Origin of the sequence: Pseudomonas sp. SD17-1 (genome assembly GCF_029201585.1) — a bacterium.
In the GTDB taxonomy this organism is placed as follows: Bacteria; Pseudomonadota; Gammaproteobacteria; order Pseudomonadales; family Pseudomonadaceae; genus Aquipseudomonas; species Aquipseudomonas palmensis.
Genome location: NZ_CP104044.1, coordinates 3,080,006 through 3,095,316 on the forward strand (window position 1 = coordinate 3,080,006; position 15,311 = coordinate 3,095,316).

Consider the following 15,311-nt stretch of genomic DNA (forward strand, 5'->3'; position numbering starts at 1 on the left):
CGGTCGGAGGCGATTAGGCGGCACGCAGGCAGGCCTTTACAAAGGATGGTTTTTCAGCGCACAGGTGATCTGAGGTCACCTGCCAGGGCCCTCGCCGGGCGGACACCTGAACCTTAAACCGCTATGATTCCCGCCATCACTCATGACCCCTTTGGCCGCTGGTAACCACCGCATGATCGAAGTCACCGAAGTTTCCATTGCGCAGCTGCGCGCCGCCCTCGAATCGGGCCAGACCACCTCGGTCGAGCTGGTGAAGGCCTACCTCGCCCGCATCGATGCCTACGACGGCGCAGACACGCCCACCGCGCTCAATGCGGTGGTGGTACGCAACCCCGAAGCCCTGCGCGAAGCCCAGGCATCCGACGAGCGTCGTGCCCAGGGCAAGCCCCTCGGCCCGCTCGACGGCATCCCCTACACCGCCAAGGACAGTTACCTGGTCAAGGGCATGACCGCCGCCTCCGGCAGCCCGGCCTTCGCCAACCTGGTGGCCTACCGCGACGCCTTCACCATCGAGCGCCTGCGCGGCGCCGGGGCGATCTGCCTGGGCAAGACCAACATGCCGCCCATGGCCAACGGCGGCATGCAGCGCGGCGTGTATGGCCGGGCCGAAAGCCCGTACAACGCCGCCTACCTCACCGCACCCTTCGCCTCGGGCTCGTCCAACGGCGCGGGCACGGCCACGGCGGCCAGCTTCGCCGCGTTCGGCCTGGCAGAGGAAACCTGGTCCAGCGGCCGCGGCCCGGCCTCCAGCAATGGCCTGTGCGCCTACACCCCTTCGCGCGGGGTGATCTCGGTGCGCGGCAACTGGCCGCTGACGCCGACCATGGACGTGGTGGTGCCCTTCGCCCGCACCATGGCCGACCTGCTCGAAGTGCTCGACGTGGTGGTGGCCGAAGACCCCGACACCCGTGGCGACCTGTGGCGCCTGCAGCCCTGGGTGCCGATCCCCAGCGTGGCCTCGGTGCGCCCCGCCGCCTACCCGCAACTGGCGGCGGACAGCGCGGCGCTGGCCGGCAAGCGCTTCGGCATCCCGCGCATGTACATCAACAAGGACCCGGATGCCGGCACCTCGGACAGCCCCGGCATCGGCGGCCCGACCGGCCAGCGCATCAACACGCGGCCTTCGGTGATCGCACTGTGGGAGGCGGCGCGCAAGGCACTGGAAGCGGCCGGCGCCGAGGTGCTCGAAGTGGATTTCCCGCTGGTATCGAACTGCGAGGGCGACCGCCCAGGTGCCCCCACCGTGTTCAATCGGGGCCTGGTGTCCAAGGCATTCCTGCACCATGAACTGTGGGACCTGACGGCCTGGGCCTTCGACGACTTCCTGCAGGCCAACGGCGACCCGCAGCTCAACCGCCTGGTGGACGTGGACGGGCCGAAGATCTTCCCCCACGACCCCGGCACCCTGCCCAACCGCGAGGGCGACCTGGCGGCGGGCATGGACGAGTATGTGCGCATGGCCGAGCGCGGCATCACGCCGTGGGACCAGATCGCTACCCTGCCCGATGGCCTGCGCGGGCTGGAGCAGACGCGGCGCATCGACCTGGAAGACTGGATGGACAGGCTGGGGCTGGATGCGGTGCTGTTCCCGACGGTGGCCGATGTGGCCCCGGCCGATGCCGATGTAAACCCCGCCTCGGCGGATATTGCCTGGAGCAACGGGGTGTGGGTGGCCAACGGCAACCTGGCGATCCGTCACCTTGGGGTGCCGACGGTGACGGTGCCGATGGGGGTGATGGCGGACATCGGCATGCCGGTGGGGCTGACCTTTGCCGGGCGGGCGTATGATGACTCGGCGTTGCTGCGCCTGGCCTCGGCGTTCGAGGCTACGGGTTCAAAGCGCTTGATACCGCCGCGAACCCCGATGCTGGTGGGTGGCCGTTTATCTTGAGTTGATTGGGCTGGCCTCTTCGCCAGCAACGCTGGCTCCTACGGGTTTGGTAGGTCTGTAGGAGCCAGCCTTGCTGGCGAAGGGCACAACACAAAAAAGGGGGACGCCATCACGGCGCCCCCCTTTTTTGTCAGCCTGAACCCATCAGTTCCAGGGACGATCGCCGTTCTCGTCCTTGATGCGGGTCGGCAGGCCCATCACGTCCAGAGCCTTCAGGAACGGCTCGGCCGGCAGTTCCTCGACGTTGGCCATGCGCTGCACGTCCCACTCGCCACGGGCCACCAGCAGGGCCGCCGCCACCGGCGGCACGCCCGCGGTGTAGGAGATGCCCTGGCTGTCGGTCTCGGCATAGGCCTCTTCGTGATCAGCCACGTTGTAGATGAACACTTCGCGTGGCTGGCCGTCCTTGGTGCCCTTGACCAGGTCGCCAATGCAGGTCTTGCCGGTGTAGCCCGGCGCCAGCGAAGACGGATCCGGCAGCACGGCCTTGACCACCTTGAGCGGCACCACTTCCAGGCCCTCGGCGGTCTTCACCGGTTGCTCGGACAGCAGGCCCAGGTTCTTCAGTACGGTGAACACATTGATGTAGTGCTCACCGAAGCTCATCCAGAAACGCACGTTCGGCACGTCGAGGTTCTTGGACAGCGAGTGCACTTCGTCATGGCCGGTCAGGTACAGGTTCTGCGAACCCACCACCGGCAGGTCGTCGGTACGCTTGACTTCGAACATGGTGTTGCTGGTCCACTGGCTGTTCTGCCAGCTCCACACCTGTCCGGTGAATTCGCGGAAATTGATTTCCGGGTCGAAATTGGTGGCGAAATACTTGCCATGGGAGCCGGCATTGACGTCGAGAATGTCGATCGAATCAATGCGGTCGAAATACTGTTGTTGCGCCAGTGCTGCATAGGCATTGACCACACCCGGGTCGAAGCCCACGCCAAGAATGGCGGTGATGTTCTTCTGCTGGCATTCCTCGAGGTGCTTCCACTCGTAGTTGCCATACCAGGGCGGCGTCTCGCAGATCTTGCCCGGTTCTTCGTGAATGGCAGTGTCCAGGTAGGCCACGCCGGTATCGATGCAGGCACGCAGCACCGACATGTTGAGGAAGGCGGAACCGACGTTGATCACGATCTGCGATTCGGTTTCGCGGATCAGCGCCTTGGTCGCCTCGACATCCAGTGCATTGAGCGAAAAGGCCGTGATGTCGGCGGGTACCTTCAGGCTACCCTTGGCCTTGACGCTGTCGATGATGGCCTGGCATTTGGAGATGTTGCGTGACGCGATGGCAATACGACCGAGTTCGTCGTTGTGCTGCGCGCACTTGTGGGCCACCACCTTGGCGACACCTCCTGCACCAATGATAAGAACGTTTTTCTTCAATTTCTTTATCTCTCCTTTCCGCCAGCTTACGAGAGGCTGGACAGGTAGTCGTCAAAACCAAATTCGCGAACCACCTCGACAGTACCGTCAAGTTGTTTCACTACGATGGATGGCATCTTCAAACCGTTGAACCAGTTTTTCTTGACCATGGTGTAGCCTGCCGCGTCGATGAACGACAGCCGATCGCCGATGGCCAGCGGACGATCGAATTGATACTCGCCGAAGATGTCCCCGGCCAGGCAGGATTTGCCGCATACCATGTAGGTGTGCTCACCCTCGCTGGGCGCCAGCTTGGCGTTGAGGCGATAGATCAGCAGGTCGAGCATGTGCGCCTCGATGGAGCTGTCGACCACGGCCAGGTGCTTGCCGTTGTACAGGGTGTCGAGCACGGTCACTTCCAGCGAAGCGCTCTGGGTGATCGCCGCTTCGCCCGGCTCCAGGTACACCTGCACGCCGTACTTCTGCGAGAACGCCTTCAGGCGCGCGCAGAATGCATCCAGTGCATAGTCTTCGCCGGTGAAGTGGATACCGCCGCCCAGGCTCACCCACTCGACCTTGTGCAGCAGCTCGCCGAAGCGCTCTTCGATGGTGTTGAGCATCTGGTCGAACAGGCCGAAATCGCCGTTCTCGCAGTTGTTGTGGAACATGAAGCCGGAGATCTGCGACATGACCGCATCGATCTTGACCGGGTCCCATTCGCCCAGGCGGCTGAACGGGCGCGCCGGGTCGGCCAGCAGGTAGTCCGAGCTGCTCACCTGCGGGTTGACGCGCAGGCCGCGCACCTTGCCTTCGGTGGCCTGGGCATAGCGCTGCAGCTGGCCGATGGAGTTGAAGATGATCTTGTCGCAGTTCTCGATCATCTCGTCGATTTCATCGTCGGCCCAGGCCACGCTGTAGGCGTGGGTCTCGCCTTCGAACTTCTGGCGGCCGAGCTTGAGCTCGTAGAGCGAGGACGAGGTGGTGCCGTCCATGTACTGCTGCATCAGGTCGAACACCGACCAGGTGGCGAAGCACTTGAGCGCCAGCAGGGCCTTGGCCCCGGACTGTTCGCGCACATAGGCGATCTTCTGCATGTTGTGCAGCAGCTTGGTTTTGTCGATGAGGTAGTACGGCGTCTTGATCATTTCGAGGCCCCCGGCAAGGCCGGCCAAAAAAAGGACACGCATTGTGCCTTCACTGCACGGGAATCGAAAGCTCGGAAGTGATTTTTGCCCGACGCGGATTTTTCGGGTGCACCCATCGCAGGTCGAACCCGCCCCCACACGGGAGCGGGCCTGGACGTCAGAAGTCCCAGCGAGTGCTGAACATCACGTTGCGCGGGTCACCGTAGTACGAGGAGTTATAGAAGCCGATGTTGGTGTAGTAGTACTTGTCGAACAGGTTGTAGACGTTGACCGACGCCGACAGGTGCTCGGTGAACTGGTAGCGCGCCATCAGGTCGACCAGCCAGTACGGGGTCTGGGTGAAGGTGTCATTGGTGCCCTTGGCGTAGTTGTTGAGGACCTGCCAGCCCTTGCCCTGCCAGCGTGCCCCACCGCCCACGGTGAGCTTGTCGAGGCGCCCGCCAAGTTTGTAGGTGGTGTAGAGGTTGAGCTGATCTTCGGGCTCCCAGGTAGCTACCTTGGCCCCGCCCTGGTCGCGGCTGACCTTGTGCGTGTAGCCGGCCTGCACCTGCCAGCCGGGTGCCAGCTCCCCGGAGACCTCTGCCTCGTAGCCCTTGGTTCTGGATTTGATGCCCATGTAGGCGTAGTCGATGTCGGGGTTGGTTGGCCTGGCGTTGTAGAACGTGTCGGCCTGCGGGCGGTTATCTTCGTGCACTTCGAAGTAGGCCAGGCTGGTGTTCAGGCGACCGTCGTAGAACTCACCCTTGATGCCCACCTCGTAGTTCTGGCCCTCGTTGGGCTCGAGCATCCTGTTGCGGCTGTCACGGTAGGCCGTCTGCGGCAGGAAGATATCGGTGTAGCTGGCATACGCAGAGAAGTTGCTGTTGAGGTCGTACACCACCCCGGCATAGGGCACCAGCCGTCCGCTCTCCTGGCTGTCGCTGGTGCCGGTGACCTGAAAGTTTGCCAGGCGGCTGCCCAGCAGCAGCGAAAGGTCATCGGTGACACTGAAGCGCGCAGTCAGGTAGCCGCCACTTTGCCGGGTGGTTTCGTCGTTGCGCTTTGTCACCGAGCCCCAGTCCGGCTCGATGGCCTGGCCGTGCCAGCTCTCCAGATCGTATTCGTTGTCGAAGTAGGTGACGTTGTTGTAGTTGTCGCCCTTCCAGTGCGAGCTGGACACCGAGCCACCCACCACCAGTTGGTGTTCGCGCCCGAACAGGCTGAACGGCCCGGTGGCGTAGAGGTCGCCGCTGTCGCTGGTGGTTTCGCCGGTGTACTTGCGCGAATAGATCGACGACACGGTCGGGGTGTCGGGCGACACCGAGCCCAGTGGCGCGTCATAACCATTGATCTGGTGGTTGTACTGACCCTTGATGACCCAGTCATTGGCCAGGCGATGCTCCAGGGTGGCGAACAGCGTGCGCGAGTACTGCTCCCAACTGCTCCACTTGGCGCCATTGTTGAACGAACGCGGCAGGCTGATGGGGTTGCCCTGGGAGTCGTACACCGGACGGCTGCCCGACCAGCCCGAGCCTCTGGGGTCGCTGTCCTGGTAGTCGGCGCCCAGGGTCAGCAGGGTGTCTTCGTCCAGGTCCACTTCCAGGATGCCGTAGTACACGCTGGTCTTGCGCTCGTAATGGTCCATGAACGAGTGCTTGTCCTGATAGGCGGCCACCGCCCGGCCCCGCACGTTGCCACTGTCGGTCAGCGGGCCGCTGAGGTCGATCTCCGAGCGGTAGTTGTCCCAGGAGCCGGCGCCCAGGTCCACATGCCCCCTGAAGTCGGCCGTCGGCTTCTTGCGGATCAGGTTGATCGTGCCACCGGGGCCGCCCGCGCCGGTGAGCAGGCCGGTGGCGCCCTTGAGCACCTCGACCCGGTCATAGATCGCCATGTCGGTAAGGGTCTGCCCGGCCGAGTACTGCGCGTCACGCAGGGTCGGGATGCCGTCGTACTGGAAGTTGACGATGGAGAAGCCGCGCGAATAGTAGTTGGTACGTTCACTGTCGTAGGTCGACACGGTGATGCCGGGGGTGTGGCGCATCACATCGTCGATGGCGTTCAGGCCGAAATCGTCCATGGCCTGACGCGTGACCACCGAGATCGACTGCGGGGTTTCCCGTGGGGTCAGCACCATGCGCGTGGCGGTGGCGATGGTGCCCGGCGTGTAGGAGCCGGTGCCTTCGGTGATGGTGCCCAGCTGGTTGGCGCTGACTTCGGTGGCCTGCAGCTCCAGCTGCGCACTGCCGGTGGCCAGCCTTGGCATTACCCGGTAGCCCTCGCCTTCGGGCATCGCCTGCAGGCCCTGGGGCGCGAGCAGTCGCTCCAGGCCCTCGGCGATGGCGTAGCTGCCGTCCAGGCCGCTGCTGTGGATGCCTTGGGTCAGGGCCGAGTCGACCGCGATCATCACCCCGGCCTGCTGGCCGAATGCGCCGAGCACGCGATCGAGGTTGCCGGCGCCGATATGGAAGGCGTGGGTGGCGTGGGCATCGGCGCCGGCCAGTACGCCCTGGCTGGCGCACACGAGGGAAAGCCCGAGGATGGCCGTGCGCAAGGCACCGGCAAGCGGAGTGAGGCGGCTGTGCATAAACAATTCCATGGGTTGAGGGTGTTGGCGATGCGCTGTTTTTCAGCGTCTTCCCTGGTCTTGATGCATGAGATGGAAAAAACTGCCGCCGCTGTTAAAAATAATCGTTCTCAGGCCACGACCACGTTTGCCCAGTAGCCGAACACACGCTGTACCCGTATCGGCAACACACTGGCCAGCAGGTCGAGGCTGGCATCGGGCCGATCGAGGGAGAACGAACCCGACACCTGCAAGGCCGCCACCGCCGGATCGCAGCGCAGTACGCCGCGCCGGTAGCGGTCGAGCTGGGCCAACACCTGGCCCAGTGGCATGCGCTCGGCAATCAGCAGGCCGTCAACCCAGGCCTGGGCGCCCGCGTCGAGGGGTTCGACACTGCCGACCTGCTGCCCGAACGCCACCTGCTGGCCGGCGCTCAAGGTCATGCGGGTGCTGCCGGCCCAGGCGATAGAGGCACTGCCTGCCAGCACCTGCACCTGGGTACCCGACACCCCGGGCAGGCCCTGGCTGACCACCAGCCGCGAGGCAGGCTCGGGGCGTACCCAGCCATTGGCGGTGCGCACCGCCAGCGAAGCACCTTGCCCCAGGGTGAGCATGATCCGCCCCAGGTTGAGCGCCAGCACGTCTGCGTGAGCATCCACGCCGGTGCGGGTATCCAGGGTCAGCTCCACCTCGCCAGACAACGCCACGTGATGACGCTCGCCGGTGGTGGTGCGGTAGTCACTGAACAGTTCCGGCAGCAGCACCCGCTCACGCACGCTAAGGCCAGCCGCCAGTACCACCCCCAGCCCGGCGAAGCCCTTGAGCACATTGCGCCGCGACGCAGTGCCACGTGCCTGCAGCAATCCGCGCGCGCCGGCGGCCGGTAACGTCCTGGTGCCCTGGCGCAGGTCATGGGTGAGCCCGGCAAGACGCTGCCAGGCCAGTTCATGCTGGGGGTTTTCATTGCGCCAGTGCTGGCAGGCCTGCTGCTCGGCCAGGCTGCTGACACCCGACTGCAGGGTGACCATCCACAGCATGGCCTGCTCTACCACGCCGGGGTCCAGCGGCTGGTTGTCGATCCGGGCGAAGCGGCTCATGCGCCGTAGACCGCCGCATAGCAGTGGCGGTAGGCCTTGAGCATGGCCTTTTGCACCACGTTCACCGTCAGGCCCTGGTGTTCGGCGATCTGCGCGTAGGTCAGGCCGTCAAGCTGTGACAGCAGGAAGATCTCGCGCACCTTGCTGCCCAGCCCATCGAGCACCTGGCCCACCGCGTCCAGCGCCTCGAGCACCAGCAGGCGAGTTTCCGGGGACGGCACCAGCGCCGGTTCAAGATGCGCCAGCGACTCCATGTAGGCCTTCTCCAGCGCATGGCGCCGAAAGTACTGGATGCACAGGCGGCTGGCCACGGTGGTGAGGTAGGCGCGCGGCTCGCGGTACACCGGCGGTGCCTCGCTGCGCAGGATGCGCACGAAGGTGTCCTGCGCCAGGTCCAGCGCCTGCTCCCGGTTGCCCAGCTTGCGGCGCAGCATCTGCGTCAACCAGCTGTGGTGTTGAACGTAGAGTTCGCCCACCGCATGGTGGGTGCTGGAAAGTGGATGCATCGGCAGGGTTCCGGGACGCAGGCTGACGGGAGTCGTGCATGGTAATACTTCTCATTAGCTTGCGGTGGATTTTTATGATTGCCGCCGAAACAACCTGCTTCACCGACACTGGCAGGCCGGCGCTCAGGTGCAGTACTGTGCGAGGCAGCCAAAGGGAGGGCTGCATATGGATCAAGCGACACTCACCACCTTGTTGACCAAGCTCCGCAATTGCGACCTCGAGGGCGCGGCCGCCGACCTGCAGGCCCAGGCGGTGGCATTGGCGGCCCGGGGGGAAGAGGCACTGTCCGACTTCCTCGCCCGCTATGCCTTCCGCTCGTTGCAGGGCAAGCACAGCCCGGACAAGACATCGCCGGCGCTGGCCCAGGCACTGCACGACAGCGAACAGCACCTGCAGCGGCTTCACGACGAGCGCAAGGCGCTGCTCGACGACATCCACACCTACTTTCTGGAGTTCGAGAAGATTGCCGTCAACCTGACCCCGGCACTGATCGAACCGGCGACCTTCAGTGAGCAGAACCGCGACAACCTGCCGTTCATCGAGGACTACCTGAGCGGCCGTCGCGAGGTGGTGGACGATCTCAACCTGCAGAGCGTGCTGAAAAAGCAGATCAAGTTCTACCTCAACCTCAACCTGCACGATGAACGCCCCACGTTGCAGGTCAGCTATCGCAAGACCCACATCCAGCCGGGCAAATCCTGGCGGTTCGTGGAGCTGAGCCAGCAGGCCGGGCAACGCAGCGAACAGTTGAACCGGCTGGTGCAACTGGATACCGAGTGCGATGCGGTGCAGCGCCAGGTATCACGCCTGAAATGGGAGCTGCGCTGCAACGAAGACACCGGCAACCAGCAGGTGGCCGACTTCCAGAAAAAACTGGGGTTGTTCATGGCCAGTGTGGCTGCACAGGCCTGAGGCCGACCGGGTGGAGGCACCGGCGGCCCAGCGCCCCCGCCCGGCCATTCGCGGATCAGCCCAGGCGGCCCCAGACCTGCACCAGCCCCACCAGGTGCACCACCCCGAACCCCAGGCACACCAGCGAGCTCACCACGATGAAGCGCTGGCTGCGCCCGGTATTGGCCAGCACGAAGGGCCCGGCGATACCGCGCAGCAGGTACACCAGCGTGATCGCGCACAACGCCGGCAGCAGCAACGGCAGCGGCGCGATCACGCCCGCCCCCGACAATGCAAAGGCCGCCCAGCTCAGCAGCACCAGCGCAATCGCTGCCGTGACCACCGCCGGAAAGGTCCGGCCCGCCTCCGCCGCCCGGATGAAGCGCTCACCCGCCCCGAACAGGCGATACCAGGACGGCCCCGCGATGATCGTACCCACGTGCAGCACGGCCGCCAGCGCGCTGAGCGCCGCGGCAATCACCAGCGCCAGATTGTATTCACCTGCCATAACGGTTCTTCCTTGTAGGAGCCGGCGTTGCCGGCGAAGCGGGCAACGCGTTACTTGGCCGAACCCTGCATGTACGTCGCAAAGTTGTTGATATGGTCGTCCAGGTTGTCTTCGAGCATCATCCGGTACTGGTCGCAGAAGTACGTGAGCATCGCCTCGCGTGCCTGCGCCATTTCTTCCCCCGACTTGAAGTTGCGCGCACTCACCCAGGCATTGAACCGGGTGGTGCCGAACATCATCGAGGCACTCACCTTGCCCAGGTCCTGGACCTGCCCGAGCTGCTCGTTGGACAGCTCTATATGGGCGTCGGCGCGGTCGTAGAACGAGTCGTCAGCATTTTGCGGCATTGCGTGTCCCTTTCTCATCACGTCTGGTTATTGCAGCCCTCTCCTGCCGTCCGGCCAACCGTCGGCGAGTGGATATCTGCGCGAAGCTGATTATGCTTCAAACGAGCGGGCAGCGCTGCGAGGTGTCTGTGCGCATTGCGTAGTCCGATGACATCAGCCCCAGGGCTTGGGTGAAGTGGCAGTGGGTGTTCCGGCCTACAACAACAATCCGGAGAAAACTCATGGCGACAATCGACAGCACTTCCACAGGCAGTGCGCCCAGGCGCGGGATCACCAAAGAGGAACGCAAGGTCATCTTTGCCTCGTCCCTGGGCACCGTGTTCGAGTGGTACGACTTCTATCTGTATGGCTCCCTGGCGGCGATCATCGCCAAGCACTTCTTTGCCGGGGTCAACGAAACCACTGCCTTCATCTTCGCCCTGCTCGCCTTCGCCGCCGGGTTTGCGGTAAGGCCGTTCGGCGCCATCGTGTTCGGCCGCCTGGGCGACATGATCGGACGCAAGCACACCTTCCTCATCACCATCGTGATCATGGGCGTGTCCACCGCGGTGGTGGGCCTGTTGCCCAGCTACTCGAGCATCGGCGTGGCGGCCCCGGTGATCCTGATCACCCTGCGCCTGCTGCAAGGCCTGGCGCTGGGCGGTGAATACGGCGGCGCCGCCACCTACGTGGCCGAGCACGCACCGCCCGGCAAGCGCGGCTTCTTCACCTCGTGGATCCAGACCACCGCCACGCTGGGGCTGTTCCTGTCGCTGCTGGTGATCCTGGCGTGCCGTACCGTGCTGGGCACCGAGGCGTTCGAGGCGTGGGGCTGGCGCATACCATTCCTGCTGTCGATTCTGCTGCTGATCGTGTCGGTGTACATCCGCCTGCAACTGAGCGAGTCGCCGGTATTCAACCGGATGAAGGCCGAAGGCAAGGCATCCAGGGCGCCGCTGACCGAGTCGTTCGCCCGCTGGGACAACCTCAAGGTGGTGATCATGTCGCTGCTCGGCGGTACCGCCGGCCAGGCGGTGGTGTGGTACACCGGGCAGTTCTATGCGCTGTTCTTTCTGTTGCAGACGCTCAAGATCGACCCGCAGACCGCCAACCTGCTGATTGCCGGTTCGCTGCTGATCGGCACGCCGTTCTTCGTCATCTTCGGCAGCCTGTCCGACCGCATCGGGCGCAAGGGCATCATCATGGCCGGCTGCATCCTGGCGGCGCTGACCTACTTCCCGATCTTTCATGCGCTGACCCAGTACGGCAACCCCGACGTGTTCAGTGCCCAGGCACGCAACCCGGTGACGGTGGTCGCCGACCCGGCGCAGTGTTCGTTCCAGTTCGACCCGGTGGGCAAGGCGCGCTTCACCAGTTCGTGCGACGTGGCCAAGAGCGTGCTGGCCAAGCGCGCGATCCCCTACGTGAACGAAAAGGCCGAGCCCGGCAGCGTGGCGCAGGTGCGCATCGGCAGCACGGTGGTGCCCAGCTTCGACGGCAGCCGCCTGCCGGCCGCCGACTTCAAGACGCAGAACGATGCCTTCTCCGCCACCCTGGGCGCGGCCCTGAAGGACGCCGGCTACCCGGAAAAGGCCGACCCGAACAAGACCAACTACCCCATGGTGCTGTTGCTGCTGACCATCCTGGTGATCTACGTGACCATGGTCTACGGGCCGATCGCCGCGTGGCTGGTGGAGCTGTTCCCGGCGCGTATCCGCTACACCTCGATGTCGCTGCCCTACCATATCGGCAACGGCTGGTTCGGCGGCTTCCTGCCCACGGTGGCGTTCGCCATGGTCGCGGCCACGGGGGATATCTACTACGGGCTGTGGTACCCGATCGTGATCGCGGTGATGACCGCCATCCTGGGTACCTTCTTCCTGCCCGAGACCAAGGACCGCGACATCAACCACAGCTGAAACCGCCCGCCCTCCCGGGTGCCGGGAGGGCGCGGTGCAGCCTACTGCGAGAGGTGCCGGATCATCGCCACCGTCAGGTACAGGCGCGGCGCGATGCTGGACAGTTCGATGTATTCATCGTCGGCGTGCAACCCGGCCCCGACCACGCCCATGGTTTCGAGCACCGCCGGCGTGGCGCTGCCGGGCACATAGGCATAGCCGGCGTCGGTGCCAAAACGCATGGCGATGGGTTCCAGGGTGCGATCGATCTGGCCATACAGCTGCTGGGCAGTGCTGGCCAGGGCGGCGGAGCCTTCATTTCTGGCCAGCGGCGGGCGCCCCTTGCGCAGGGTCAGCGTGACCTGCGTGTCGGTGATGAGCCGGGCCTGGCTGATACGTTGCGCGTCGGCCAGCACGCGGTCGCTTTCGGACAGGTCGGCATAGCGCATGTCGGCTTCGGCGGTGGCCAGCGCCGGGATGATGTTGGCTTTCTCGCCGGCCTTGGCCAGGGTCCAGTTGACCGTGGTGCCTTTGGCCGGGTCGCCCAGGTCCTTGAGCTGCACCACCTGGTGCGCCAGCTCGGTCAAGGCGTTGCGCCCGTCTTCAGGGGCGGAGCCGGCGTGTGCCGAGCGACCGCGCACTTCCAGCAGCAGCTGGTTGATGCCGTTGGTGGCCACCGTCACCGCGTCCTTGTTCGGGGGCTCGTAGGAGAAGACGTAGTCATGCTTGCGCGCAAGCTCGGCAATGATCTGCCGGGAGCCGAGCGAGCCCATTTCTTCATCGGGGTTGAACAGCACGGTCAGGGTGGCGTAGTCGTTGAAGCGCACATCCTGCAGCAGCTTGATCGCATGCAGGATCATCGCCACCCCGCCCTTCGCGTCGGCCACCCCGGGGCCATAGGCACGCTCGCCCTCGATGCGAAACGGGCGCCTGGCGGCGGTGCCGGGGCCGAACACGGTGTCGTAATGCACCATCAGCATGAAGCGCTTGCTGCCGCTGCCCTTGAAGGTGCCGACGATGTTGTTGCCCACCGAGGGCGTGGCGGCGCTGGTCTGCACCGTGGCGCCCAGGGCCTCCAGGCGCTTGACCAGCAGTGCACCGACGTCGGTGAGGCCTTGCTGGGTGCCGGTACCGGTGTCCACCGATACCAGGGTTTTGAGGGTATCCAGGTAGCTCGACTGCTCGGCCTTGGCTTTTTCCAGCAGGTCCTGGGCGGGGGAAGCGATGGCGCCGGTACAGGCGAAGGACAGGCAGAGCGCCAGGGCGCTGGCGTAGGGAGGGCGAAACAACGGCATAGGGCGGGGCCTCGGTGCAGGGTGGCAAAAGGGTGTGTTGCATGACGGGCAAGGGATCAGCTTAGACTGTCGGCCCTGTATTGCGAGCAACCGGGTTGGACCTTCCATGACACACCAGTACCAGGGCAGCTGCCTGTGCGGCGCCATCCGTTATCAGCTCAGCGCGCCCCTCAAGGCGGTTTCGCACTGCCATTGCAGCCAGTGCCGCAAGGGCCACGGGGCGGCGTTCGCCAGCTACGCCAGCGTCAGGCGCGACGACCTGCAACTGCTGCAGGGAGGCGAGCGGCTCAAGTCGTACGCATCGTCCGAGTCGGTGGCGCGCCAGTTCTGTGGCGACTGCGGTTCATCGCTGTTCTGGTCGCGCTCACAGGGGGACCATGCCGACTGGATCTCGGTTGCGCTGGGCACCCTGGACTCACCCCTGACGTTCGACAGGCAGCGCCATGTGGAGGTGGCTTCGAAGGCGCCGTGGTACGTAATCGAGGACCATTGGCCACAGGGTCGATAGGGTCTTTTGCACTGCCCGCGACAGGCTGGCCCAGGTTTGCGACAGCCGGCTGAAACGCTTCGCGCAAGCACTGCGAAAAACCGATTCAAACGCTTACAATCGCCGCTTTCCGTGCACTTCATGCAGGCCCGCTCGCCATGGCGCTAGACCCACCCACGATGCTCACCATCACGATCGCCCTCGCCGCGGCCGCCGCGCTGTACCTGGCGATCGAGTGGCGCAGCGTGCGTGAACCCTCGCTGCTGTTCTGGAGCGCCGGGTTCGCCACCATCACCGTGGGCTGTACCCTCGCGCTGCTGCGCAGCAGCGGCCTGCTGCTGATCGGTATCTGGTTCGCCAATGGCCTGCTGGTGACGGCGCACTGGCTGTTCCTGCTGGGTGTCGGGCGTTTCACGCAAACGCAGCTGTCGCGGGGCTGGTACCTGGTCTTCGTGGTATGGCTCGCGCTGCTGGTGGTACCCGAGGAGCCGCAATGGTCCAAGCTGATGCTGCTGGTCAACTCGCTGCTGGTGGCGCTGCTGGCGCTCAAGGCCAGTGCACTGCTGCGCCCGCATGGCAAGTCGCTGAGCGTGGGGGCGGTGCAACTGCGCTACGTGCTGCTGATGCACGGCCTGTTCTACGTGGCCAAGGCGATCACGGCGGTGGTGCCCGGCACGTTGATCGACCTGGCGGCGTTCCGCGGCCAGATCATCCAGATCTCGCTGGTGGAAGGCGCCATGGCAATCATGCTGATTGCGCTGTCGATGACCGGCACCGAGCGCTACCGGCGAGAAAAACGCATCGCCCGCCTGGCCGCCCGTGACCCGCTGACGGCCCTGTACAACCGCCGCGCCCTGGAAGTCCGTGCGCCGCGCCTGCTCGAAGACGTGTCGGCCACGCGGCCCGGAGCGTTGCTGCTGATTGATATCGACAACTTCAAGCTGGTCAACGACCTGTTCGGGCATAGCGCCGGTGACCGCCTGCTGGTCGACCTGAGCGAGATGATCCGCGCGGTGCTGCCCACCGGCGCCCTGGCGGCGCGACTGGGTGGCGATGAGTTCGTGATTCTGCTCAACAACGCCCCCACCGAACGTATCCTGGCGCTGGGCGGTGCCTTGCGCGAGCAGTTCCGGCAGGCCGCCGCGCAGCTGTTCCCCACGCCTGCGCCAGTGACCCTGAGCATCGGCGCCAACCTGTTCGACCAGCCGCCGGGCAGCCTCACGGCCCTGATCGAACAAAGCGACAGCGCGCTCTACGCCTCCAAGCGCGGTGGACGTGACAGTATTCGCGTGGTGGACCGCACCGCAGCCGCTGGCGAACCCCTGCACACGCCTTGAGGCAGTACCAATGGACAAGGTGAACAGC

Annotated in this window: 13 protein-coding genes; 5 read left to right on the forward strand and 8 right to left on the reverse strand. The window is 64.8% G+C overall.

Going from position 1 to position 15,311, the window contains the following annotated elements; genetic code table 11:
• Nucleotides 1-172: 172 nt before the first annotated feature.
• A complete protein-coding gene (locus N0B28_RS13990) occupies nucleotides 173-1,891 on the forward strand; it encodes an amidase (protein WP_275726827.1) in 1,719 nt (572 codons plus the stop codon).
• Between the two features lie 144 nt (nucleotides 1,892-2,035).
• On the opposite strand, the gene N0B28_RS13995 is transcribed toward N0B28_RS13990, so the two are convergent.
• The 5 genes from N0B28_RS13995 to N0B28_RS14015 all read right to left on the reverse strand — a co-directional run bounded on the left by N0B28_RS13995 (nucleotide 2,036) and on the right by N0B28_RS14015 (nucleotide 8,540).
• Nucleotides 2,036-3,271 carry a saccharopine dehydrogenase family protein gene (locus N0B28_RS13995; RefSeq protein WP_043861369.1) on the reverse strand — a complete coding sequence of 412 codons (1,236 nt, stop codon included), beginning with the start codon at nucleotides 3,269-3,271 and terminating at the stop codon, nucleotides 2,036-2,038.
• 26 nt (nucleotides 3,272-3,297) lie between these two features.
• A complete protein-coding gene (nspC, locus tag N0B28_RS14000) occupies nucleotides 3,298-4,395 on the reverse strand; it encodes a carboxynorspermidine decarboxylase (protein WP_043861418.1) in 1,098 nt (365 codons plus the stop codon).
• Nucleotides 4,396-4,552: 157 nt separating this feature from the next.
• Nucleotides 4,553-6,958 carry a TonB-dependent siderophore receptor gene (locus N0B28_RS14005; RefSeq protein WP_078480337.1) on the reverse strand — a complete coding sequence of 802 codons (2,406 nt, stop codon included), beginning with the start codon at nucleotides 6,956-6,958 and terminating at the stop codon, nucleotides 4,553-4,555.
• Between the two features lie 110 nt (nucleotides 6,959-7,068).
• Nucleotides 7,069-8,034: a DUF4880 domain-containing protein gene (locus tag N0B28_RS14010; protein ID WP_043861371.1), complete on the reverse strand. Its 966-nt coding sequence runs from the start codon at nucleotides 8,032-8,034 to the stop codon at nucleotides 7,069-7,071.
• Nucleotides 8,031-8,540, reverse strand: a complete 510-nt coding sequence (locus N0B28_RS14015) for a sigma-70 family RNA polymerase sigma factor (protein WP_043861372.1) — start codon at nucleotides 8,538-8,540, stop codon at nucleotides 8,031-8,033. The genes N0B28_RS14010 and N0B28_RS14015 overlap by 4 nt, the downstream gene beginning before the upstream one ends.
• A gap of 166 nt (nucleotides 8,541-8,706) precedes the next feature.
• On the opposite strand from N0B28_RS14015, the gene N0B28_RS14020 reads away from it, so the two are divergent.
• A complete protein-coding gene (locus N0B28_RS14020; protein WP_058540110.1) occupies nucleotides 8,707-9,453 on the forward strand; it encodes a hypothetical protein in 747 nt (248 codons plus the stop codon).
• A 55-nt stretch (nucleotides 9,454-9,508) separates the two neighbouring features.
• Here the strand turns inward: N0B28_RS14020 and N0B28_RS14025 are convergent, their stop codons facing one another.
• A complete protein-coding gene (locus N0B28_RS14025) occupies nucleotides 9,509-9,940 on the reverse strand; it encodes a hypothetical protein (protein ID WP_043861374.1) in 432 nt (143 codons plus the stop codon).
• Between the two features lie 50 nt (nucleotides 9,941-9,990).
• Nucleotides 9,991-10,287, reverse strand: coding sequence for a DUF3144 domain-containing protein (locus tag N0B28_RS14030; RefSeq protein ID WP_043861375.1), 297 nt, complete (start codon nucleotides 10,285-10,287; stop codon nucleotides 9,991-9,993).
• A gap of 221 nt (nucleotides 10,288-10,508) precedes the next feature.
• On the opposite strand from N0B28_RS14030, the gene N0B28_RS14035 reads away from it, so the two are divergent.
• Nucleotides 10,509-12,185, forward strand: a complete 1,677-nt coding sequence (locus tag N0B28_RS14035; RefSeq protein ID WP_275726837.1) for an MFS transporter — start codon at nucleotides 10,509-10,511, stop codon at nucleotides 12,183-12,185.
• 41 nt (nucleotides 12,186-12,226) lie between these two features.
• On the opposite strand, the gene N0B28_RS14040 is transcribed toward N0B28_RS14035, so the two are convergent.
• Nucleotides 12,227-13,459 (reverse strand): M20/M25/M40 family metallo-hydrolase, encoded by a 1,233-nt coding sequence (locus N0B28_RS14040; RefSeq protein WP_275726839.1) that lies wholly within the window; start codon nucleotides 13,457-13,459, stop codon nucleotides 12,227-12,229.
• Between the two features lie 106 nt (nucleotides 13,460-13,565).
• Between N0B28_RS14040 and N0B28_RS14045 the strand changes: the two genes are divergently transcribed.
• Complete coding sequence (locus tag N0B28_RS14045) at nucleotides 13,566-13,967, forward strand: GFA family protein (protein ID WP_253087135.1); 402 nt, start codon at nucleotides 13,566-13,568, stop codon at nucleotides 13,965-13,967.
• 137 nt (nucleotides 13,968-14,104) lie between these two features.
• Entirely contained in the window at nucleotides 14,105-15,283 is a 1,179-nt protein-coding gene (locus tag N0B28_RS14050) for a GGDEF domain-containing protein (RefSeq protein WP_080922866.1), read from the forward strand.
• Nucleotides 15,284-15,311: the final 28 nt, after the last annotated feature.